14 protein-coding genes and 3 pseudogenes are annotated in these 22,345 nt (G+C 49.1%); 7 read left to right on the top strand and 10 right to left on the bottom strand.

The window, feature by feature from the left end:
* Nucleotides 1-38: 38 nt before the first annotated feature.
* From RQN30_RS04580 to RQN30_RS04530, 10 genes and pseudogenes are all read right to left on the bottom strand, one after another.
* Nucleotides 39-914 (bottom strand): hypothetical protein, encoded by an 876-nt coding sequence (locus tag RQN30_RS04580; RefSeq protein WP_353061449.1) that lies wholly within the window; start codon nucleotides 912-914, stop codon nucleotides 39-41.
* 18 nt (nucleotides 915-932) lie between these two features.
* A pseudogene (gene treS / locus RQN30_RS04575) lies at nucleotides 933-2,692 on the bottom strand (maltose alpha-D-glucosyltransferase).
* A 14-nt stretch (nucleotides 2,693-2,706) separates the two neighbouring features.
* A pseudogene (locus tag RQN30_RS04570) lies at nucleotides 2,707-4,751 on the bottom strand (alpha-1,4-glucan--maltose-1-phosphate maltosyltransferase).
* A 476-nt stretch (nucleotides 4,752-5,227) separates the two neighbouring features.
* Nucleotides 5,228-7,600: a glycogen/starch/alpha-glucan phosphorylase gene (locus RQN30_RS04560; protein WP_353061447.1), complete on the bottom strand. Its 2,373-nt coding sequence runs from the start codon at nucleotides 7,598-7,600 to the stop codon at nucleotides 5,228-5,230.
* A gap of 204 nt (nucleotides 7,601-7,804) precedes the next feature.
* A complete protein-coding gene (locus RQN30_RS04555) occupies nucleotides 7,805-9,115 on the bottom strand; it encodes a DUF58 domain-containing protein (RefSeq protein WP_353061446.1) in 1,311 nt (436 codons plus the stop codon).
* Nucleotides 9,115-10,095, bottom strand: a complete 981-nt coding sequence (locus RQN30_RS04550; RefSeq protein ID WP_353061766.1) for an AAA family ATPase — start codon at nucleotides 10,093-10,095, stop codon at nucleotides 9,115-9,117. The genes RQN30_RS04555 and RQN30_RS04550 overlap by 1 nt, the downstream gene beginning before the upstream one ends.
* 74 nt (nucleotides 10,096-10,169) lie before the next feature.
* Complete coding sequence (locus RQN30_RS04545; RefSeq protein ID WP_353061445.1) at nucleotides 10,170-11,057, bottom strand: hypothetical protein; 888 nt, start codon at nucleotides 11,055-11,057, stop codon at nucleotides 10,170-10,172.
* Entirely contained in the window at nucleotides 11,054-11,452 is a 399-nt protein-coding gene (locus RQN30_RS04540; RefSeq protein WP_353061444.1) for a hypothetical protein, read from the bottom strand. Before RQN30_RS04540 ends, RQN30_RS04545 begins: the two co-directional genes overlap by 4 nt.
* Complete coding sequence (locus RQN30_RS04535) at nucleotides 11,449-12,297, bottom strand: hypothetical protein (protein WP_353061443.1); 849 nt, start codon at nucleotides 12,295-12,297, stop codon at nucleotides 11,449-11,451. Before RQN30_RS04535 ends, RQN30_RS04540 begins: the two co-directional genes overlap by 4 nt.
* Before the next feature lie 104 nt (nucleotides 12,298-12,401).
* On the bottom strand, nucleotides 12,402-13,610 hold the full coding sequence (locus RQN30_RS04530; RefSeq protein WP_353061442.1) for a DUF7847 domain-containing protein: 1,209 nt from the start codon (nucleotides 13,608-13,610) through the stop codon (nucleotides 12,402-12,404).
* Between the two features lie 540 nt (nucleotides 13,611-14,150).
* On the opposite strand from RQN30_RS04530, the gene mtrA reads away from it, so the two are divergent.
* The 7 genes and pseudogenes from mtrA (at nucleotide 14,151) to RQN30_RS04495 (ending at nucleotide 22,272) form a co-directional block, all read left to right on the top strand.
* Complete coding sequence (gene mtrA / locus RQN30_RS04525) at nucleotides 14,151-14,831, top strand: MtrAB system response regulator MtrA (RefSeq protein ID WP_353061441.1); 681 nt, start codon at nucleotides 14,151-14,153, stop codon at nucleotides 14,829-14,831.
* 85 nt (nucleotides 14,832-14,916) lie between these two features.
* Nucleotides 14,917-16,938, top strand: coding sequence for an MtrAB system histidine kinase MtrB (gene mtrB / locus RQN30_RS04520; RefSeq protein WP_353061440.1), 2,022 nt, complete (start codon nucleotides 14,917-14,919; stop codon nucleotides 16,936-16,938).
* 53 nt (nucleotides 16,939-16,991) lie between these two features.
* The gene (locus tag RQN30_RS04515) at nucleotides 16,992-18,746 is read left to right on the top strand and encodes an LpqB family beta-propeller domain-containing protein (RefSeq protein WP_353061439.1); all 1,755 of its coding nucleotides are present in this window, start codon (nucleotides 16,992-16,994) and stop codon (nucleotides 18,744-18,746) included.
* 149 nt (nucleotides 18,747-18,895) lie between these two features.
* Nucleotides 18,896-19,579, top strand: coding sequence for a hypothetical protein (locus tag RQN30_RS04510; RefSeq protein WP_353061438.1), 684 nt, complete (start codon nucleotides 18,896-18,898; stop codon nucleotides 19,577-19,579).
* Nucleotides 19,561-19,704 carry a phosphoribosyltransferase family protein gene (locus RQN30_RS04505; protein WP_353061437.1) on the top strand — a complete coding sequence of 48 codons (144 nt, stop codon included), beginning with the start codon at nucleotides 19,561-19,563 and terminating at the stop codon, nucleotides 19,702-19,704. The genes RQN30_RS04510 and RQN30_RS04505 overlap by 19 nt, the downstream gene beginning before the upstream one ends.
* A 290-nt stretch (nucleotides 19,705-19,994) precedes the next feature.
* A pseudogene (gene hpf, locus RQN30_RS04500) lies at nucleotides 19,995-20,674 on the top strand (ribosome hibernation-promoting factor, HPF/YfiA family).
* Nucleotides 20,675-20,883: 209 nt separating this feature from the next.
* Nucleotides 20,884-22,272, top strand: coding sequence for an FAD-dependent oxidoreductase (locus RQN30_RS04495; protein WP_353061436.1), 1,389 nt, complete (start codon nucleotides 20,884-20,886; stop codon nucleotides 22,270-22,272).
* The last annotated feature ends 73 nt before the right edge of the window (nucleotides 22,273-22,345 follow it).

The raw sequence follows: 22,345 nt of genomic DNA, 5'->3' as shown, positions 1-22,345 counted from the left end.
GATTGCCAGTTCGGCTTGATGCGCCCATTTGGCACGAGTCAGATTTTTGCATCGGAATGTATCGGAACGGTCGGAAAAGACTCAGCCAGCACACTATGAATATCGGCAGTAACTGCTCCGAGTGCGAAAATCGCTTCCGGATTCTGCGGTGTTTGCACTCCGGAAGCCAGCTCCTGCTGAAAGACCTGCCACGCATCCTTAGCCCCAGTAAGAAATTCCTGCACCGAAAGTACATCTGCTGTCGGCGCGCTGCCGGCTGCGCCAAGTTCCACCCGTGCACTTCCATACTGTTTCGGTACGGTTGCAGAACCGAATTTATCAAGTGCGGCCTGGAGCTGCACATCAGGATTTTCACCAGGGTGGACAATTCGAAACAGCTTCATAATCAAGCCGGAACTATCGGCTTCATCGGATGTTTCAAATTCGTAAACGATTGAAGTGTTTGACTGTTCAGAGCGGAGCTTATCGATTCGCTTAAACGCGGGAAGCTGTGAAAGCTGACCGCGCAGTGCACTGCCGCTAAGCTGCGGTACCGATAGCTCACCGAGACATGCCTGCAGCAGCGTAATCTGCCCTTTCGGATGCTCAGTTGAATCAATAACAGCCAGATTCTGCCCATTAATATCAAGATAACCCAGTACCGCCTCCGGGTATTCAGAAAGGGCCGAAAGCAGTTCCGGATCAGTGATACTTAAAGTAATCGGCAGAAAGTAATCTGCAGATCCGCTGCGCACGATAAGCAAAGTGGTAGAAGAGGTAAAATCAGAAGCTAGTGTGTACCCGTGCAGAATATGCGCCTGCGGATTTGCCCGGTCGGAAATAAACCACCGTGTTTTCCCAATCCACTCGTTAATCAGTTTTTCAAGATTAGCTACAGACTTTGCTGACAGCTCCTGTGAATTATTACTTTGCAATTCCGTTCTTCCCCTTCGCTAATCTGCAGCTGAAAGGGAAGTGCCGAGATAATCCTCCCCTTCATTTTCCGCTACTACCAGCCAGTAAAACTGCCGTGAACCGAGATTTAAGGTCACGCGGCCGTCGTTATTAAAAGCACCGAAGCTTGCCCCGCCGAAAGCGTCAAAAGATTCGCTCCGGAAAGCTGCGGAATATCGATTATTGTTGTGCGCGGGTTTGCGGCTAAATTCATGACACAGAGAATGGTCTGTTCAGTATTTGCGCGGGTGAAAGCAAGAATCGCCTCATCATTTGACTCCTGCAGCTGAAAATTTCCGTTACCGAGTACTGGGAAAGCGCGGCGGGCTTCTAAAATTCCCCTAGTCCAATGCAGCAATGAACCCGGCTGGGCGAGTTGGGATTCAACATTCACAGCTTGATAATTATAGACAAGTGACTGATTCACCGGAAGATAAAGCTTTCCCGGATCAGCGAGTGAGAAACCGCCATTGCGGTCCGGACTCCATTGCATTGGAGTCCGCACAGAATCCCGATCTGGAAGCCAGATGTTGTCGCCCATCCCGATTTCGTCGCCATAATAAAGACACGGCGAACCCGGTAAAGAGAGCAGCAGCGAATTTGCAAGTTTGATTTCGGAACGGGAATTTCCAAGCAGCGGTGCAAGACGGCGGCGAATTCCAATATTTGCACGCATCCGCTGATCTTCTGCATACCATGAGTACATTTTTTCACGCTCTTCTGTCGAAACCATTTCCAGCGTTAACTCATCATGGTTGCGCAAAAAAGTACCCCATTGACCCGAATTGGGAATCTCAGGCGTGGATTCAAGGATTTCCCGAATTGCGCTTGCACGCTGATCCCGTAATGCGTAAAAAATGCGCGGCATAACGGGAAAATGAAAGCACATATGGCATTCTGGTTCCGCGGCAGTACCGTAATATTCGATAACGTCCTCCGGCCATTGATTTGCTTCCGCAAGCAAAATTCGCCCAGGGAATTCGGCATCGATCAGTGCCCGCAAATCCCGCAGAAACTCGTGTGTTTTCGGCAGATTTTCGCAGTTAGTTCCCTCTTCTTCAAAAAGATACGGAATTGCGTCGAGCCGGAAACCGTCAATACCGAACTTGCACCAGAAACGGACAATCTCAAAAATTGCTTCCCGTACAGCAGGATTTTCATAGTTTAAATCAGGTTGATGCGAAAAGAAACGATGCCAGAAAAATTGGCGCCGCTGCGCGTCAAAAGTCCAATTCGACTCTTCAGTATCAACAAAAATTATGCGTGCATCAGCATATTCTTCGTCGGTATCACGCCACACATAAAAATCTCCGTAGGGACCGTCCGGATCTTCACGTGAAGAAAGAAACCATGGATGCTGATCGGAAGTATGGTTAATAACGAGATCAATGATGACCCGAATTCCGCGAAAATGTGCCGCTGTAACCAATTCCGAGAAGTCCTGTAAGGTTCCATATTTTGGATCGACGGCGGTGTAATCCGAAATATCATATCCGCCGTCGCGCATTGGCGAGGGGAAGAAAGGCGGAATCCAAATACAATCAATACCAAGCCACTGGAGGTAATCTAACCGGTTAATTAGTCCCCGAAAATCCCCAGTACCTGAACCGCGCGAATCATCAAAAGCCCGCAGGAGTACTTCATAGAATACTGCGGTACGAAACCACTCAGGATCATTCGACAATCCTGGTCCTTCACCGGCAAGGCGATAAGCCGGGTTCGTCTGATGACCGGAAAATGCGGGATTTGCAGTCAACATTTAGCTCCTTTAACTTATCCCACTACTTCAACATTGAGAATATGCGCTGCCTGCCCATGCGGATCAAGACGTACGTACGGATGATCGTTCCACAGATACGTCTCGCCGGAGAGCTCGTCAGTAACCTTGAGTACCGGCGCATTATCCCAGCGTGCCTGAGTGCGGAATGCCCGCAAATCAAGATGCAAAATCGCTTCACGTGAAGCATACGGATCAAGGTTTATTACGACAAGCACCAGATCCTGCTTGCCGTTATTTTCTTCTTCACGGGCAAGTTTTGAAAATACGAGAATTTTATCTGAGCTTGAACCGTGAATCCAGACGTTGCGTAAACGCTGCAAAGCTTTATGGCGTTTCCGAATTGCATTCAGCATCGTCAGCAGCGTCTCCATCCCATTGTACTTTGCAAGTGAAAAATCACGCGCCTTAAACTCGTACTTTTCGTTGTCAATCTGCTCGTCAAAACCAGGGCGGGCGATGTTTTCAATCAATTCATATCCAGAGTAAATCCCCCAGGTTGGTGCGCCGGTAGCTGCGAGAATTGCGCGAATTGCAAAAGCGGGGCTTCCGCCGCGCTGCATATACGGCGTGAGAATATCGTGGGTGGTCGGCCAAAACGCCGGACGCATCTGCGGATCAGTAATGTGCGAAAGCTCATGTAAATATTCTTCAAGTTCTTGTTTTTCATTTCGCCACGCAAAATAACAATATGACTGGTGAAATCCGATTTTGCCTAAAGTCTGCATCATCGGCGGCTGGGTGAATGCTTCTGCTAAGAAAATCACCTCCGGATGATGATTCCGGAAATAGCTGAGCAGCCGCTGCCAGAAATTGAGGGGTTTTGTGTGCGGATTGTCTACACGGAAAATCGTTACGCCATGGCGCACCCACTTTTCAAGTACCCGCACGATTTCGTGATAAATTCCCTCAGGATCATTATCGAAGTTTAAGGGGTAAATATCCTGATACTTCTTCGGCGGATTTTCGGCATAAGCGATGGTGCCGTCGGCGCGGGTAGTGAACCATTGCGGATGATCTTTCACCCACGGATGATCCGGAGAACATTGGAGCGCGACGTCAAGCGCAACTTCCAAGCCAAGACTTTTCGCCTGTGAGACGAAATAGTCGAAATCTGCGAACGTTCCAAGCGACGGTTCAATTGCGTCGTGTCCGCCGGCTTTTGAACCAATTGCATAAGGAGAACCGGGATCATCCGGACCGGCAATCAGCGTATTATTCCGTCCCTTACGGTTTGTAGCGCCAATTGGATGAATCGGGGTCAGATAAACTACATCGAAACCCATGCCGGCAATTCGCGGCAAATCTTCGGCGGCAGTGCGCAGCGTACCTGAAATCCATTTCTTTGCTGTTTCGTCATATTTCGCGCCGACGGTACGCGGGAAGATTTCGTACCATGAACCTGTAAGTGCGCGAATCCGATCCACATTTACTTGGTATCGTGCTGATTCGGAGAGACTATCGCGCACAGGATATTTTGTGAGTGCGGCGTTGACTTCCGGTGAGGTGGCGGCTGCAAAACGAACATTTTTGTGTACGCGTTTGTAGGAAATCGCCTTGATTGCTTCCCGCATTGTCTGGCGTTCCTGACTTCCGCGCGGCATCGCTTTCATTGCCCGCTTAAAAAGCGCAATAGCTTCCAGAAAGACGAGCTGGACATCGATATCGGCATTAAGTTTAATCTCAGCATTATGCCGCCAGGTAGCTATCGGATCACTCCATGCCCGAACAAAAATTCCCAGTTACCTGGATAGGTGGGAGTCAGCCAGCCTTCGTGGCGGCGCAAACCCGGAGCGATATCGACCATTGGGCAGACTTGCGCTTCTTTTCCTTTCGGGTCAATTAGGACGCACTCGGCGGCAAACAAATCATGTCCTTCACGGAAGATTGTCGCTTGTACCGGGAACGATTCATTTTCAGTTCCTTTTGCCGGCCACGCACCATTTTCAATACTTGGGGCGACATCAACAATCGGAATCCGGCCGACTGGACTGTATGGTGCTGTCTGCGGGGTTTCGGAAACGGCTTTCGTGCTAATCATATCCGCCACTTTCTTTAAATACTCAAGATAAATCTGCAGTTTTTTCTCAGGTGCAGTTCCGATATCTAGCTTAATCGAAAGCGCCTGTATATGGAGGGAATTTTAATAATCAGCACTGATTTAAAACGGACCTTTCCGCCGCAATTCTCCGCGGAAATATTCCATTGACCACGGGGTTTACCCGGATTGTGAGTTAGATGCAGCCGATTATGCGATTCACTATTTGCTGAAAACTATTTTCCGAAAAGTTTCGGATGAAATTACTTTTTATAATTCCAGCAGTATTCAGCAACAGTTTTTCAGAAAAATTTGGGTGCTTTGCAGCAGAAGTATTTCGCGCAGGAATCTCCAGAGCGGGCAAGGAGGGGTGAGGATCTGCAAAATCAAAAATCGGTGCAGCGCCGGAAAAATTTCAGTGCTGCACCGATTTCAGCTATTTTCATGAACTGCTTCAGCTTGGGATAATCCCGATTCGCTTAAATCCGATGCGGATGAATCTTCCACACTTCTTCGGCATAATCTCGGATCGTCCGGTCAGAGGAGAACCGGCCGGATTCGACGATATTAATCCAGCATTTCTTCGCCCAAGCCTGCCGGTCAGCAAAGAAATCATTTGCCATCCGGTCCCGTGCCTCGCGGTACGCAGCAAAGTCGCCGAGTACGTAGTACACATCCGCTGGTTCCCAGCCATTATTTTCGAGCAGCGAGTTGAGCAAATCGTGGAATAACCCTGTGCCTCCGTCGTCAAGCATGCCGCCGGCAATCGCGTCGATTACACGCTTCAGCCCTGGCGTATTTTCGACGGCTGCATATGGGGTGTAGCTCTTGCGCAGCTCTGGCAGTTCTGCAACTTCAGCACCGAAAATATATGCGTTTTCTGCACCGACAGCATCCACAATTTCCACATTTGCGCCATCCATTGTGCCGAGGGTTAAAGCCCCGTTCATCATAAACTTCATATTGGATGTCCCGGAAGCTTCCTTGCCTGCAGTGGAAATCTGCTCGGAGACATCAGCTGCCGGGATGATATGTTCAGCAGGGGAAACATTGTAGTTTTCAACAAAAACTACCTTGATAATCTTGGAAACTTCTGCGTCATTGTTTACAAGCGCAGCGATTTCATTGATTAACTTGATAATAGCTTTTGCCCGGACATATCCAGGAGCTGCTTTGGCGCCGAAAATAAAGACCCGCTTTGGGAAGTTTTCGTTCGGATTATCTTTAATCCGGAAATACAAGTCGAGAATATAAAGCGCATTCATTAGCTGCCGCTTGTATTCATGCAGACGTTTAATCTGCACATCGAAAATCGCTTCTGGATCGATTTCGATACCTTGCCGATCTTTAATCCATTTCGCAAAAGCAACTTTATTCTCATATTTGATGGTATTTATCCGCTCAAGTACGGATGCGTCGTTAGCAAAATTCTTCAGCTGCTGCAATTCTTCCAGGTTCCGAACCCAGGCATCGGATCCGGCAAGTTCCGTAAGTAAGGCGGCAAGTTTTGGATTGCACTGATTCAGCCAACGGCGCGGAGTTACCCCGTTTGTTTTGTTGTTGAACTTTTCCGGCCAAATATCATGCCAATCGTGGAGTGTGTCGGCCTTAATAATCTCAGTGTGCAGTGCCGCAACACCATTGATTGAAAACGCTGCATAGCACGCAATCCAAGCCATCCGCACACGGTTGCCGTCGATTGGGGCCATGTAGTCAATCTTTCCCGGATGGAAACCTTGCGCAGCAAGTTCTTCCCGGAAGCGGCGGTCAATCTCGCGAATAATTTCCATAATCCGCGGGAACAGGCGTTCAAAAATTGTGATTTCCCAAGTCTCCAGAGCTTCGGCAAGCACGGTGTGGTTTGTATACGCAAAAGTGTGTGAAACAATATTCCATGCTTCATTCCAGCTTAAACCGTGTTCATCGAGGAGAATTCGCATAAGCTCCGGGATTGCGAGTACCGGGTGGGTATCATTGAGTTGGATTGAATTGAACTCGCTAAACTTATTTACACTGCCGCGCTTAGCGATTTCATTTTCGATAATCGCCTGCAATGATGCGGAACAGAAGAAATACTGCTGCCGCACACGCAGCACTTTTCCTTCGAAAGTAGAATCGTTGGGGTAGAGCACACGGCAAATATCGTTTACCCGTTCGCGTTCAACAATTGCATCAGTGAAGCGCTGCGAGTTGAACGCATTATAATCGAAGTCTTCCATCGGTTCAGATTTCCAAAGACGCAGCGTATTTACATTATTCGTGCCATATCCGGTGATTGGCATATCGTAAGGAATTGCCCGCACGGTGAGGTCGGCATACCGGACAAGTTTTTGTTCTTCTTCACGACGGATGACGAATGGATATCCTTCTTCCATCCATGCGTCCGGTTTTTCCTCTTGAAAACCGTCTGCAAAATATTGTTTGAACAAACCGTAACGGTACAAGATGCCGTATCCGCGGACAGGCAAATCGAGAGTAGCGCAAGAATCGAGGAAGCAGGCGGCAAGCCGGCCGAGACCGCCGTTACCGAGTGCTGCATCGTTTTCAGCTTCGAGTACGTCGGAAAGCTCTTGACCGTATTCTTTGAGGGCTGCTGCGGCATCCGCAATCATCCCAAGATTCGAAAGGTTATTGTGCAGCGCGCGCCCCATCAAAAACTCCGCAGAGAAATAATGCTGCATCCGGGTGGCGTTGTAGGTTTCTTCTGTCTTTTCCCAATTATCGGCGAGTTTAGCTACTACGGCGTTTGCGGCAGCTGCCCAGTATTCGAGTGGATTTGCAGACTGCGGATTGCGTCCGGAAACGGTGCGTACCTGCTGTCCAATCGCACGAGTGATATTGGTGTCGCTCATGAATCTCCCTAAAAATAATCAACAAAACGCGCGGACAAAGCGACCGCCGCGCCGTTTCTAAGTCTATCGAAAAGCAGGCAATGACCAAACTTGCACGCTTGCAGTTTGTTCACTATCTGAAACTGTACTTTGGTGATTTCCCGCAGTTTATCCAAATATTTCGGCAAGATTCTTTGCAAATTTCGGGTGCGGGTAAATATTTAATCAGAGCTGCCCCTGTGCCTTTAGTGCAAGGTAGGTGTCAGCTACGCGAACTGGTAAATCTTCCGGACTTGCTGCGACTACTGTAGATCCAAGCATCGCCAGCTGCTGATTTACCGCATTTCGTTCAAGTTCAGAGCGAGCTTTTGCAGCAGCAAAATAAACATCATGTTCTTCTTGATCTGAATCTGAATCTGAATCTGAATCCGGGAAATTAACAAGCTGCGGATTTTGCGGTGCGGCAACTAACACCCGATGATTTTTCGCAAGCTGCGGAATAATACGGAGAAGACCGTCGGAAATACTTGAAAGATTAGCTGCAGTGAGAATTACGACGAGTGCGGCTTGTTTTGAATTGCGGTTAATCTCGTTAAGAGCAAGCTGCCAGTCGGTAAAAGTAAGAATCGGTGCAATATCAGCAAGTGTGTTTGCAATTGTGTGAATTGCGAGTCGGTCTGCGCCTGCACGTATGCGGGCGCGTACGGAGCTGTCGATCACATATGCGTCGAGTGAATCGCCGGCACGCTGCGCCAGCGCGGCAAGCAGGAGTGTTGTCTCAATATAATCGTCAAATGCTGGAAAACTGCCAATACGCATCGCTCCTGCACGTCCGGAATCCAAGAGTACCACTATGCGCCGATCACGCTGCGGACGCCAGGTCCGGACGAGAGTTTGCCCGAGTCTTGCTGAGGATCTCCAATCAATTGCCCGCACATCATCACCGGCAACATATTCACGTAAAGAATCAAACTCTGTGCCTTGACCGCGGACGAGCAGCAGCGAATGACCTTCCATTTCACGCAGCCGTTTGATGCGTGAGGGAAGATGTTTTCGTGATGAAAACGCTGGAAGTATCTGTAAATCCCAGTCGGTTGAGAAAGAGCGCTGCCGGCCGGCTAAGCGCAGCGGTCCGATCGTCCGAATCGCAATAAAATCGGAATGGCGGGTTCCGCGGCGGTGCGGAGTAAACTGTTCGGCAAATCCTTTTCGCTCTCCCGCAGCCAGTGAAAAATCGAAAATATCGGAAGAAATACCGGCGGAAGGCGGCCAGCAATCACGAAACCAGCCGCGCACTTTCCGGTTTGCAGTATTTTCCAGTGTGATTTGCTGTTCGACGGTTTCTCCGAGTTTTAGGCTCTTCGTGCCTGTACGCACAAAATTCAGTGATTTTGGCGAAGGTGCAGCAAGGATATCAATCAGGCAGGCTGCCGCGAGAACACAATGGGCTGCCAGCAGCACTCCGATATTCAGGGTGAGCAGTGCGGCAAGAATTGCGGCAAGTGAGACGATTACGGCGTTTCGCGAGATGAACATCAGCGCGGCACCGGCACAGTGTCAAGAACAGCAGAAATCACATTTTCCGGAGTGAGCCCATCAAGTTCAGCTTCCGGAGCAAGCTTAATCCGGTGTGTGAGCACAGCTGGCGCGAGTACTTTCACATCATCAGGAATTACGTAATTTCTCCCGTTCAGCCACGCCCATGCACGGACAACATTTAACATTGCTACCCCGCCGCGCGGAGATACTCCAAGGACAGTGGCTGGGGAAGTTCGGGTGGCATGCACAACCTGCACAATATAGTGCAAAATATCGTCGTGAATTTCTCCGCGGCTTACTTCTTCCCGTGCCGTGAAGATATCATCTGCGGCTGCGATACCGACGATTCCGGCAGAGTCAAGATTTATCGGATTAAAGTTTTGTGAATGCCGACGGAGAATTTCCAGCTCTGCCGGCGCCGCAGGGAGGTCGAGATTGATTTTTAGCAGAAAACGGTCAAGCTGCGCCTCCGGCAGAGTGTACGTCCCCTCATATTCGATCGGGTTTTGCGTAGCCACTACAAGGAATGGAGATGCAAGCGGACGCGGCTCTCCATCTATCGTGACCTGCTTTTCAGCCATCGCCTCAAGCAGCGCTGATTGTGTTTTTGGCGGAGTACGATTGATTTCATCTGCGAGCAGGATATTGGTGAATATCGGACCGGGACGGAAAGTAAATTCAGCGCTTGCCGAATTGTAGATTAAGGAACCAGTGAGATCTCCCGGCATTAAATCCGGGGTGAACTGAACTCGCTTTGTTTCAAGATTTACGGCTTTGGCGAGCGCTTTTACCAGAAGCGTTTTTGCCGTTCCCGGAACGCCTTCAAGCAGCACATGCCCATCAGTTAATAGCCCGATTAAAATCGCAGTTACCGCAGCTTCCTGCCCGACAACCGCTTTCGCAATCTCAGATCGGATTGCCTGAAATTTTTCGAAAGCGGCAGACTGTGCCGGGACTGCTGCCGGATTCGAGTTCATTGTATTGCTCATTTACAGTTCCTTTGTTAAATCCGCGAGTTCTTTTTGCAGTATTTTCAATTCTGATTTTGTTTTTATTGGACGGGAAAAAGTACGTCAGCGAGATAATCAGGCGATTGCCCGCTGCGTTTGTGCAGCGTGTCAACTATCTTGCTGATAGCTATTGACCGATCATTCTGTTCAGCAGGATTCACCCCATTTAGCTCTGTTTTCGCATATTTCATTAAGAACTCGTTGCGGATGATTCGTGCCAGATATGTAAAGTCTTTCCCTTGCGCATAGAGCTGCGCACGGCCGAAATCTGTCTCGCCGCTTGGTACCACTACCGGCAGCGGTTCGGGGACAAGCTTACCGAATCTTCGCCCCTGATAGAGTACGAACCAGAATCCGGAAAGAAGCGATGCGATCGCAAAAATTGAAATCCATTCCGGCAGTTCCGCACTGTCTGCAGGGTTTGAATTGTCATCGAATTGCTCTGGTGAGCTGTAATTTTCCACCCAGTAAAGCGTCGGTTTTGCACCGAGTAAATTCAGTGCAAAAGCGGCATTTCCTGCGTGTGCTAAAAATGCATTGGTGAATGTGACTGGTGCTGAAAAAGCGTACACATTCGGGTATTTTGCAGAGGAAATCAGCGCAGCCGCAGCTTCTTTTGTTCCGTTTCGCGAATCGGTGCGGAAACATGCCGCTTCACTGAAGTCAAACCCGGTGAAAATATCTTGGACCGGACCAATCTTTTCAGCGCGCACCGCAGGAGCAAAGTTGCACCGGGCAGGTAAAATGGGTGCATCTTTATGACGGTTATAGTACCGCTCCCATTTCGAGCTGAACGGCGAATCTAAAGGCGTATTTTCCGATAGTTGTGCTGAATTTTTTGATTCTGAAAGCTTATGTGAATCGGTTTTCGCTTGCACCGTAGTTGCTTCGATTCCCCATTCTGGAAGAAAATATCCGAACTCATTCACCAGCAGCAGCACAGCGGCACCGGAATCTTGTATTTTTTGATATCTGATTCGTGCAAAAATTCCGGATTAACCAGCACAACTGTGCTCTGATCCGAAATTTGCGATATCTTGTGCTGATCTTCAACATTGATAAACTCAACTCCGGTGCTGCGCAGCAGCGCGGCAAGTGCGCCGGCGCCGTTGGCGGAAGTCGAATCAGCGCTGAGAAAGCGGTTATTTGTTTCCTGCCGCAGAAAAGTATTTGCAACGAGTGCGCCGATAATCGCAATCACTAAAATCGTGACGAGAACGGTTGGGAACTTTCCGTTTTTCTTTCCGCTGCCGGCAGATTTTGCAGCAGAAAATTGGATTCCCGTCGGCAGTGAATTTGATTTTTCGGCGATTGCGGAAGTCATTCGAAAAATCCTCCAATCTGCTGCTGTTCACTGTCTCGGAGGCGTGAATTCACGCCGTTGCGGAAACCTTTTGGGCGGTTTTCGGAAAATTCACGTACATACTGTGCAAGCTGGGAAGTACGTTCAGCAGCAGTAAAATCAGCTTCAGCCGAGCCGTAAAAAATATTGTTGAACCATTGTGCGCAGTCGAAAAATAAGTCATGCGCGCCGCAGGATTCAACTGCCTGTCTTGTTGCTTCGAACGCAGTCATCCCCGGATGAAGCAAGATTAGCTTGCGTTCATCAAGATTTCTGATTACACCGCGGAAACGCTCAATTGCGGCAGTGCTGAAGTCTTCGGCTTGCTCTGCTGAATCGGCTGCAGCAAAGAGTTCCGCAGCAGAGCGCGAGTCATTCAGGAATAAACTTTGATTTTGGGTTTCTTTTCGGTTTTCAGTCTTCTTATTTCGGAGACGAACCCCAATTCGAAATGCGAAAATAATCAACGCGATAATTACAATTCCAATTAGTACCAGTGTGAGAATTTCCGAAATTGAAAGCGACCCTGTCTGCCCCGAAAACAGCCGATCCAGCAGCGATGAAAACCACTCCAATAATCGGTCCCAGAGAGAATCGTTCGTTTGATATTTCACTCGTGAAAGTTCTTCAACTGCGAGTTTGCGTGCCTGTTCCGCATCAGGAGCAGCCGGAGTGTAATCGGATTGGAGAATCAGCGGTGCCGTCGATTTCAAAAAGGCGCCGCTGATTATCATGCCAATAATTCGGAATGGATTTTTCGCAGCAATAACTGCAGCTCCTTTGGGGAAGCTGTGTCTTGGATTGAAAATAACCGGTACATTCATCATCGTGCCTGGTGATGAGAGTGCAGTAGTTGGTTACTCACAGCTGTGAGGAACCATTGTGTGTCTGAAAGGCACTGCCGGTGCTGGTGCCGTATTGTTCGCTTGCTTCATAGAGCAGCTGCTGATGGAAATTCTCTCTTAAAACGCATATTCACGTATATCGTATTCGTGAGAGCTGTGAAGAATGGGTAAATGAAAACTTCCATAAACAATACCGTGAGTGCGGAAATTATAATTCCGACTGCCGCCGCACCTTCGGATATGCCGGCGATAAATAATGCTGCGAATCCGAGGAAGAATGAAATCGTAAAGAAGATTACTGACACGAAGACAAAAGAAAATGCGATTAGCGCGAAGATATGCCAAAAAGATCCGCGAGTGAGACTCCACGAGCGCTTAATTGCGGTAATCGGTCCGCAGTCCTCTGCAACGAGAGCTGAGAACGAAATCATCAGCCGGGTGTAAACAGCGATGATGGCAGTGATAAATAAAAACACGCCCAGAATTATGATGAGAATTAAGCTGCTGTCAGATATGCCGCTCAGCGCAGAAGTGCCCACGAAAATTACCGCTATCGGAATGAGTATGAATAGCGAAAAAATAATAGTGTTTAGGATAACCAGACCGATGATGCGGAAGAAAAGCTTCCAAAAGCGCGGGCGGATAAGCTGCCATGTATCGCGCAGCGAGAGATGATATCCGCGTACGGAAGCAATAGTCACACGGGTGCCGGCAACGTTTAAGATTGCATATTGGACAATTGAAAATACCATCGAAATAAAGAAAGTTACACCAAGGGCACCAAGACTAAAAAGTTCCGGGTAGGAACTGTCGAGAGAATCAGTACTTTCCAGATTAAAGTCGAAAAGTGAAGACATCGGCGAAAGCGAAGTTTCACCAACTGCGGATTCAATCAGCAGCGAGAAGATGCTGAAAGTTACCGAAATAATGAGCGGGAAAATGATAAAAGCTTTTGGATTGAACTTGATTAGGCGGATTACCGAATCAAGCGTATCGCCGACTCCGAGCGGACGCATTGGAATTACTGTGCGGTAGCCGGAAGTAAAAGCCTGCGCATTTGAATCAGCTTTTCCGTACTGACCATACTGCCCGTATTGTCCGTACTGGCTGTAATCATTGTATTGCGGCGGCTGCACCAGATCCTGCTGATCTGAATTGCTTGCATCCGGTTTTTCATATCCAAAACTATCCTGTTGATTAATATTTCCGACAGCATTGGATTGTGACTGGCCGTCCTGATTATCAGGTTTCTTATCGCTATCTTTACCGTCGTAATTTATAGGCGGAATGTTCATCTGCGCTCCTGGTGGCTGAATATTCGTTGATTCGCAGTAAAATTGCGGGAATCTAGGGAAAGTCTAGCTGAAATCAATATGTAAATGTGTTGGTTTCAGCTGGTAGCGAGGTAATTTCAGGTTTATATGAATTTGAAAATTAAATCTGCACTATCCGGGCGGCGAGAATATAATCCGCGGATATGTACAGCATAAACGGAGAAATCGGCTGTGAATCTTACCGTTTATCCGGAATTCCGATACACGGCAGACCGCAGTATCAGCAGCAGATATCGAAAGATATGTAAGATAGATTCATGCAGGTTGCGCAATGCCGTGATTTTCCGGGGCGTTTGTGCTTGCAACGGTGTGTTTGTACAGTGCAGCGGTCTATCGTAAGTGTGTATTGCGGTAAGCTGCTGCTGCGGACCCGAAAAGTTCAATCAGAAGAATACAGGCAGTGCGCGCAGCTGAACGGGAAAAGAGTGCAAATGCAAAACAGATGCAAAATCGAATATTTGAAAATCGCAGCAAAAGTAAAGTAGGGAGAATTCAGAGAAAATGAACCAGCGTATCCTTGTGGTGGACGATGATCCAGGTATTTCCGAGATGGTGGCAATTCTGCTCGAATCGGAAGGATACACGGCTACAGTGTGTGCAAATGGTGCGAAAGTGCTCCCGATTTTCCGTGCGGAACATCCAGATTTAGTATTGCTTGACGTAATGCTTCCCGGATTGGACGGAGTTTCTGTTTGCCGCGGACTGCGTGAAGAATCCGACGTCCCGATTATCATGATGAGCGCAAAAACAGATTCGACGGATGTAATAAAGGGGCTCGAAGCCGGTGCGGATGATTACGTTACGAAACCTTTCGATAATTCTGTCTTACTTGCGCGAATCAAAACTCGTTTCCGCCGCCGCGAACCGGAATCTGAGACGCTGAAAATTGCAGATTTGCAGATTGACCTCACAGCACATGAAGTGCGCCGCAATGATACGGTGCTGCATTTAACGCCGCTTGAGTTTGAGCTGCTGACAGTGCTGGCGCGGAAACCGTTCCAAGTATTTTCCCGTGAAGAACTCCTTGAAATTGTGTGGGGATACAAGCATAGTGCAGATACACGTCTGGTGAATGTGCATATTCAGCGGCTGCGCGCGAAAGTCGAGCGGGATCCGGATAATCCGGAAGTGGTATTGACCGTGCGCGGTGTTGGGTACCGTGCAGGATCCGGCCGAGAGTAAGAACCGGTGTACGGCGCACCTGTTTCATGAAATTGCATCATTCGTTTGTAAACGGTTCGCGTGAATCAGAAAAGGTGAAAATGTATTGACGGCGACTCCGAGACTACAAGAGCTTAATAGCCGGAAAGCTGATTACGGCAGCAGCTTCACAGCCGCTGATGTGCACTCATCGCCCCGCGAAACAATCCCGACGGCGGGAGCTGAAAGCGATGATATTAGCGAGCGCAGTGAGTACAGTGAGCCTTTTTCCGGAGTTGCTGCAGATCCTGATCCGGCAGCCGAGATTTTAAGTCCATTCGAGAAAATCGCTTCGTGGGTTGACGCAGTTACCGAATATTGGGCTTCTTCGCTGCGGATTCGTGTTGCTTCAATAATTCTTGTCGGCGGACTGCTCATTACCGCTCTCGCTGGAATCTTAATTACGAAGCAGCTCAGTGCTTCTATTTTTCACCAGGCGACAACTTCTTATATCCAAGAGTTCAGTGCAGACGCAAATACTGCGCAGTCGAACTTTTTGGCGGCAGCTGTATCCGCATCCGGGCAGACTCAGCAGGTTGCGAACAATCTTGTTTCAAAAATGTACGATCGGAACAGGGGAATGCTCGGGGCATTGCTGGTGCGTTCTCCAGGGCAGCCTGCAAACACGAATCAAATTGTTGAACCGGCAACTGCTCCGGCAGCAAAAATTCATCCGCTGATTTCTGATGAGCTGAAGCGCGCCGTCGTGGAATCGAAAGATATTGCCTGGCAGTCGGTAAAAATCATGCAGCCGGACATCGGAAACGTTCCCGGTGTGCTGATGGGGACATCAATTTACATTCCGAACTCAGGTCAATATGAGTTTTATGCAATCTTTTCGCTGGAAACACAGCAGAAATTATTGCAAACTACTCAGCGGGTGTTAGCCGTCGCTGTTGTAGTATTTGGAATGCTTATTGCGCTGCTTACTTATGCAATTTTGCGGCTTGTACTGCGCCCGGTCCGTGAGGCTTCCCAGAATGCGCGGCAGCTAGCCGAAGGAGAATTCACCGCACGAATGGAAGTCAGCGGCAGCGACGAACTGGCGCAGCTCGCAAAATCCTTTAACTTGATGGCAGCATCGCTTGAAGACCAGTTCGCAAAGCTTGAGCGGATGTCAGCATTGCAAACTAATTTCGTATCTGCGGTATCGCATGAACTGCGTTCTCCGGTGACAACGATGCGAATGGCGGGACAGCTGATTTACGATAAACGCGATGAATTACCGCCAATTTTGAAACGCTCAGCGGAATTACAGCATGATCAGGTAATTAACTTGGAAACAATGCTGACAGATTTACTTGAAATATCACGTTATGATGCCGGTGCAATGGCGTTGGCGACTGAGGAAACTGATCTTGCGGAAATCGTCCGGAATATTGTCGCGATATTAGATCCGCTGGCCGTCGATAACGGTGTGATTGTACGGACAGCCGCTTCCGGGAATACGATTGCGGAAGCTGACCCGCGGCGAATTGAACGCATCGTGCGGAATCTTGTGGTTAACGCGCTTGAACATTCCGACGGAAATCCGGTGCATGTAAATGTAGTTGGAAATGAGACAGCGGTAGGAATAGAGGTGCGTGATGCTGGCATTGGCTTGAGCGATGAACAGGCTGCGCATGTATTTGATCGTTTCTGGCGTGCTGATTCTTCCCGCGTGCGAAAGACGGGCGGTACCGGTTTAGGTTTGACAATTGCCCGCGAAGACGCATTAATTCATGGCGGGAGTTTAGAAGCAGCAGGAGAGCTTGGGGTGGGTGCAGTATTTTTGCTGACGGTCCCGAAAACGCCCGCGGCCACGTATATTAAGCCGATTCAGCTGGTAAAACCGATTCCGGTTACCGGATCTGAGATTAGCGATTTACCTGAGATTAGCGATGTGCCTGATATCGGCGATTCCAGGATTCCGGAATCAGCTGCGGCGGCTGCGCTGCAGCTTTCAGATGAGCGCAATGCGAAGCAGAAAATTTCCTGCGTGACGCGCAAACAGAGCAATCCGCGGACGATAAAAAGGAAACTGCGAAAGCGGAAACTCAGTATAAAAGCGCCAAAAATTTCGGTAATGAACAAATCAAAGCTGAGTTAGCAGCGGAGTCAGCCGGAACTGACTCGGATGCGGCTGCTCTCCCGCAGGAAAAAATGCAGCAGATAATCTGGATGAGGGTGCGGATGAAGTTGAGTAAAAATATTCGCAATTATCCGCAGCGGGTGTGTTTTGCGGTGCTGGCAATTATGCTCGGGCTGATTCTCACCAGCTGCTCGGGGCTTCCAACCAGCGGTGATGTACAAATCGCTGAACGGGCTGTGCAAAGTGAAGGAAAAGTGGTTCTCGATCCGAAAGGACCGCTGAAAGGCGCAACTGCGGAGCAGGTGATCGCCGGATTTTTGCGGGCATCCTCTGTTGGGATATCTGACGATTTTAAAGCTGCCCGGCAATTCTTAACTCAAGAAATGTCGGCTAATTGGAATCCTTTGACAACAGTGCGGATATATCCTGATAGTCAAACATTTTCTTCTTCCCAAACTCCGTCCGGTGCTTTTCGGGTTTCGGTTCCGGCGCTCGGAACTATCGATGCAGATGGTCTCTATACTTCTGCAAGCCAGGAATCGCAAATTGCTGCTGAGTTTTCCTTAATCCGGAACCCTGATGGAGAATGGCGGATTGCTGTGCTTGACGATGGTTTGATTATGTCTCGTTCACTGTTTGATTCGCTTTATGTTGAAGCTCCATTGTATTTCCCCAGTTCGAGCGGAAGAAGCATGATTGCAGATGTGCGGTGGTATCCGCGCCAGGGGCTTGCGGGATCAATTGCCCGCGGTCTTGCAAAAGGACCGGCAAAATGGCTCGCGGCAGCTGTACGGACTGTGCTTCCGCCGGACGTTGTGGTTGCCGGGACGCAGGTGCGGGCAACCGATTCCGTAGCGGTAGTTGATTTTTCTTCAGGTGCGACGGCGCTTCCGCAAGAAACAATAGCAACTTTGCAAGCACAGTATCGGCTTAGCTTCAGTGCGGCGAATGTCGCGCAAGACGCAGTTTTAACAGCTTCCGGTGTGCAAATATCTGGTGAGACGAGTCAAGAATTCACCACCTATCCGCTTCAGGAATCGCCGGTTATTGCGTTACGAAATGACGCGGTTGTGCGGGTTTCTCGGAAAACTCAAGAATTCACAGAACTGATTTCCGGAACTTTCACTAAGGGACTTGGGCTTGCGGATCTTGCGCTCAGCTATGGCGAAGATTTGCATTATGGCGCTGCACTCGGAAACGATTCCAAAGTGCTTTACCAGCTTAATTTTGGAGACGGTTCTTTACATGATGTGCTTCGCGGGAATAATTTGATCCCGCCAAGTATCGATTCTGCTGGTTGGATTTGGAGCGGGGAAAGAACTTCAGCGGGTGAATTAGCTGTAATTGATAGCGGCAGCGGCCGGGTTGAAAAGGTGCATGTGCCCGAACTTTCCGGTGCAAATATTGATTTTGTAAAAATCTCACGCGAAGGTTCCCGCGCGGTAATTGTTTATAATCGCGACGGAAAGACCGTTATTTGCGCAGCAGCTCTTGTACGCAGTTCGAGTGGGCAGCCGCAGCAGCTGGGCGAGTTTATGCCGTTTGCCCAACGCCTGGCGGATGTGAATGATTTGGTATGGACCGGCGATGCTGAGCTGATGGTGCTTGGCAGATATGCGTTAAATTCGAGTGAGTCTTTAGTGGAGGTGCAGATCGGCGGTCCGGATGAGAGTTTGAATGTCATGGACGGCGCCGTCGAAATTACCGGTGCCCGCGGGGAGAACTCTGTTTTGCTTGCAGATAAAATGGGGGTGCTCTATGAGTATGCTTCGGGTGCATGGCGAAAGTTTGCTGAGGGGGTAAGTTCGCCGGCAATGGCAGGATGATGGCAATGGCAGGATGATTTCGTTATTGCGGTTGTCCACAATTTGCGGGAAATGACTTTCGAATTCACAGCAATGTAAATGAAATGCGGTTTCATTCCCGGCAGCATTAATCTGGCGGGATGAAATGTTTGCAAAAATTAATCGATGATGTGCTTAATTTAATCTTTCCCCGCTCTTGCCTGCTTTGCGGGATACCGGATGCGGATTTATGCGGCAGATGTAAAAGTGAAATTCGTGCTGATTGGCAGCGTGTCGATGGAGGAGCAATTTATCTCACAACTCCGGCTGAACCGGCTGCGGACGTTTCTTTGCCGCAAGATTTACATCCGCAGCTGGGGAAAGTGCGCAATGGAGAAATATTGACTGCAATTTTTCCGGTCTATTCACCGAATCGGTATCGCGGTTCAGTAAAAGAAATTGTGGTGAAGTGGAAACACAGTAATATTGCCGACTTTGAACAGCAGGCGCTCGCGATTTGGTGTACGCAAATTGCAGAGCTGCAGCAAATATTGTGCGCTGCGCAGGCGGATTTGAAATTGCTGTTTCCGAAGCTCAATCCGGCTGGGAGCGAACTGTTAATCGTAAATGCGCCTTCTGGGTTCCGCAGACGTTTCGATAATCAGCTGATTGCATGGAAGCTGAGTTGCGGGCTTGCAAAATTTTTGCTGCGGAACCGGTTGAAGCACTTCGGAAAAAATTCCAGATCAAACTCGTGCTGGAGAAACTGCGGGCACAGATTCCATTTCTGCCTCGGAAAACAGCTGATTTTGCGGCGCGCTATCGGAAAACGCAAGGAGTTAAATCGGTTGTTGACTTGCACGGAAAACAAATAATTTTAGTTGATGATGTATTAACGACGGGAGCGACCCTGCTTGGCAGTGCGCGGGCTGCGGCAGCAGCTGGGGGTGAAGTGATTGGCGCTTTCTGTTTTGCGAATACTGAGGTGCATGTGTGCTGACGCCGTTTAGCGGCATATTGAACCGGAGATTATAATCTGCAGCACATAATACGCCGTCGTGAAAATAAGTGCGCCAAGAGCGGAAAAAATCGTGCCATGGCTCACAGGAAAGACTTTGGTGTTAAAATATTAATTACAAGAAATTCACCAGTTGTTTAAGGCGTAATCTGAATCTGGTTAGATGAATCGCCGGAATAAATAAAACAACAGGAAAGGAAGCCGGCATCGCGGCCGGTGCGGTGAGTTGCTTGTGATTACTGAATATCCATAGCGAAATTTTGGAGGCCATCGTGGAATTTGTAGTAAAAGGGCGGAATGCCGAGATTTCAGAGAGTTTCCGCGAACATGTTGAGGAAAAGCTGGCAAAGATTGCGCTTTTGCTCCGCGAGTACAGCGTGTAGATGTTGAGGTTACGCACGAACCGAATCCGGCGCAGGCTGAGTTCTCGGAAAAGATTGAAATCACCCTACGCGATAAAGGGCCGGTTGTCCGTGCGGAAGCAAAATCTGCTGATCGGATTAGCGCGTTGGATTTGGCTTCGGAAAAGCTGATTGAACAGCTGCGGCGTGCAAATGAACGCCGCAAGGATCATCATCGCAAAGGCGGAAAAGTAGATAACGGCGGCGGGGAACTGGATTTCGATGCACTTTTCGAATCGCTTTCGGCTGTGCAGCATCAGGAATCGGAAGCGGCAGCGGAAGAAGCACTGCAGGTTCCGACAAAGCCGGGAGAAACAGTAGAAACTCAGCTTGGCGATTCTCCAGTTATTGTCCGGCAAAAGCTTTATGAAGCTAAGCCAATGCCTGTTGATCAGGCGCTTTATGAAATGGAACTTGTCGGGCATCCGTTCTATCTCTTCATTGATGCAGAAACGAATCAGCCGTGTGCGGCATACCGGCGGCATGGATGGACTTACGGCGTAATCCGCCTTGACGCAAAAACCAGTGAATTTGGTCCGGGTGAGGAGTAAATACGCGGTGGAAACTGAGATACTCGCAGGATTTGTGATGTTTCCATGATTGTAACTGTTTGAGTTCTGCGGCCGGCGGCAGGTAGTGATTTTTGACGAATTCATCACCTGCCGTCGGCTTTATCTATCCCTATGTGCGGTGCCTTTTGTAAGATAGGGAGAATTAGAAAAGCCTATTGGTGCGTAAAGACGAAAAAGAAGGTAAAAAGTTGACAAATCGCCCGTTGCAAGTTGCTGTTATTGGTGCAGGTCCGGCTGGAATTTATGCGTCGGATATTCTTGCGAAATCTGATATTGATGTGCAGATTGATCTCTATGAAAAGCTTCCGGCTCCTTATGGTCTGGTGCGTTACGGCGTAGCTCCGGACCATCCAAGAATTAAGCAGATTATTAAGGCTCTGTACAATATCTTGCAGCGCGGCGATATCCGCCTTGTTGGGAATGTGGAAGTCGGGAAAGATGTCAGCTTCGCCCAATTGCATGAGCACTATGATGCAGTCATTATTGCCACTGGCGCAGACCGTGACCGCCCTTTTAATATCAAGGGTGCGGATTTGCCGGAAGTTTACGGCGCTGCCGATTTTGTCTACTGGTACGACGGCCATCCGGATGTGCCGCGGACTTGGCCGCTGGAGGCGAAAGAGATTGCAGTGCTTGGGGTGGGGAATGTTGCACTTGATGTGGCACGAATTCTCGCAAAGCATCCGGAAGACCTGATGGTGACAGAGATTCCGGAGAATGTGGAACAGGGATTGCGGAAATCTCCAGTTACGGATGTGCATGTATTCGGGCGGCGCGGTCCGGCGCAAGTTAAGTTTACGCCGATGGAATTGCGGGAGCTTGGCGAAGTTCCGGATGTGGATATTATCGTTTACGAAGAAGATTATGACTACGATGAAGCGTCGGAGAGTGCCGTCGAAAACTCGAAGATGACTCGGCAAGTAGTGAACATTATGACTGACTATCTTCTCGACCAGGAGGAGCCGAAGACTGCTTCACGGAGAATTCATCTGCATTTGCTCCAGCAGCCCGTGGAAATTCTCGGGTCTGAGCATGTGGAAGCGATTCGGATGGAACGCACCGCATTGCAGGGCGACGGCACAGTAAAAGGCACTGGCGAGTATCGTGATTATCCGGTGCAGGCAGTGTATCGTGCAATCGGATATTTCTCTTCACCGATTCCGGGCGCACCGTTCGATGAACGAAAAGGGGTAGTGCCGAATATTGGCGGACGTGTGATTGCGCAGCGCGATGGTGAAGTTGTGAATGGTTTATATGCAACAGGATGGATTAAGCGCGGTCCGGTCGGGTTGATTGGATCAACCAAATCTGATGCTCAGGAAACGATTTCGAATCTGGTAGCTGACTATAAAGCAAATCTGCTGCATGCAGGCACTGAACAAATTGGCTGGGAGGCAATGCGCCAGCTGCTTGAATCACGAGCAGTGCGGTACACCACTTGGCATGGTTGGGAATTGCTTGAATCCTACGAACGCTCGCTTGGTGCAGCGCAGGGCCGTGAGAAAATCAAGGTTGTGGAGCGGGAAACGATGACGGCAATTTCGCGCGGAGAACCGCACGACGGAAAGCTTTATTGATGCTTGCGGTGATTTGCGGTTAGTATTTGCGCATTCACCTGCAGCGAATGAAAATTGCGCAGTGCCGGAGATA

The organism is Arcanobacterium hippocoleae (genome assembly GCF_040360365.1).
GTDB classification, from domain to species: Bacteria; Actinomycetota; Actinomycetes; order Actinomycetales; family Actinomycetaceae; genus Arcanobacterium_A; species Arcanobacterium_A hippocoleae_A.
The sequence above is the reverse complement of the archived record's forward strand: the minus strand, read 5'-3'. Positions and strand labels throughout refer to the sequence as shown.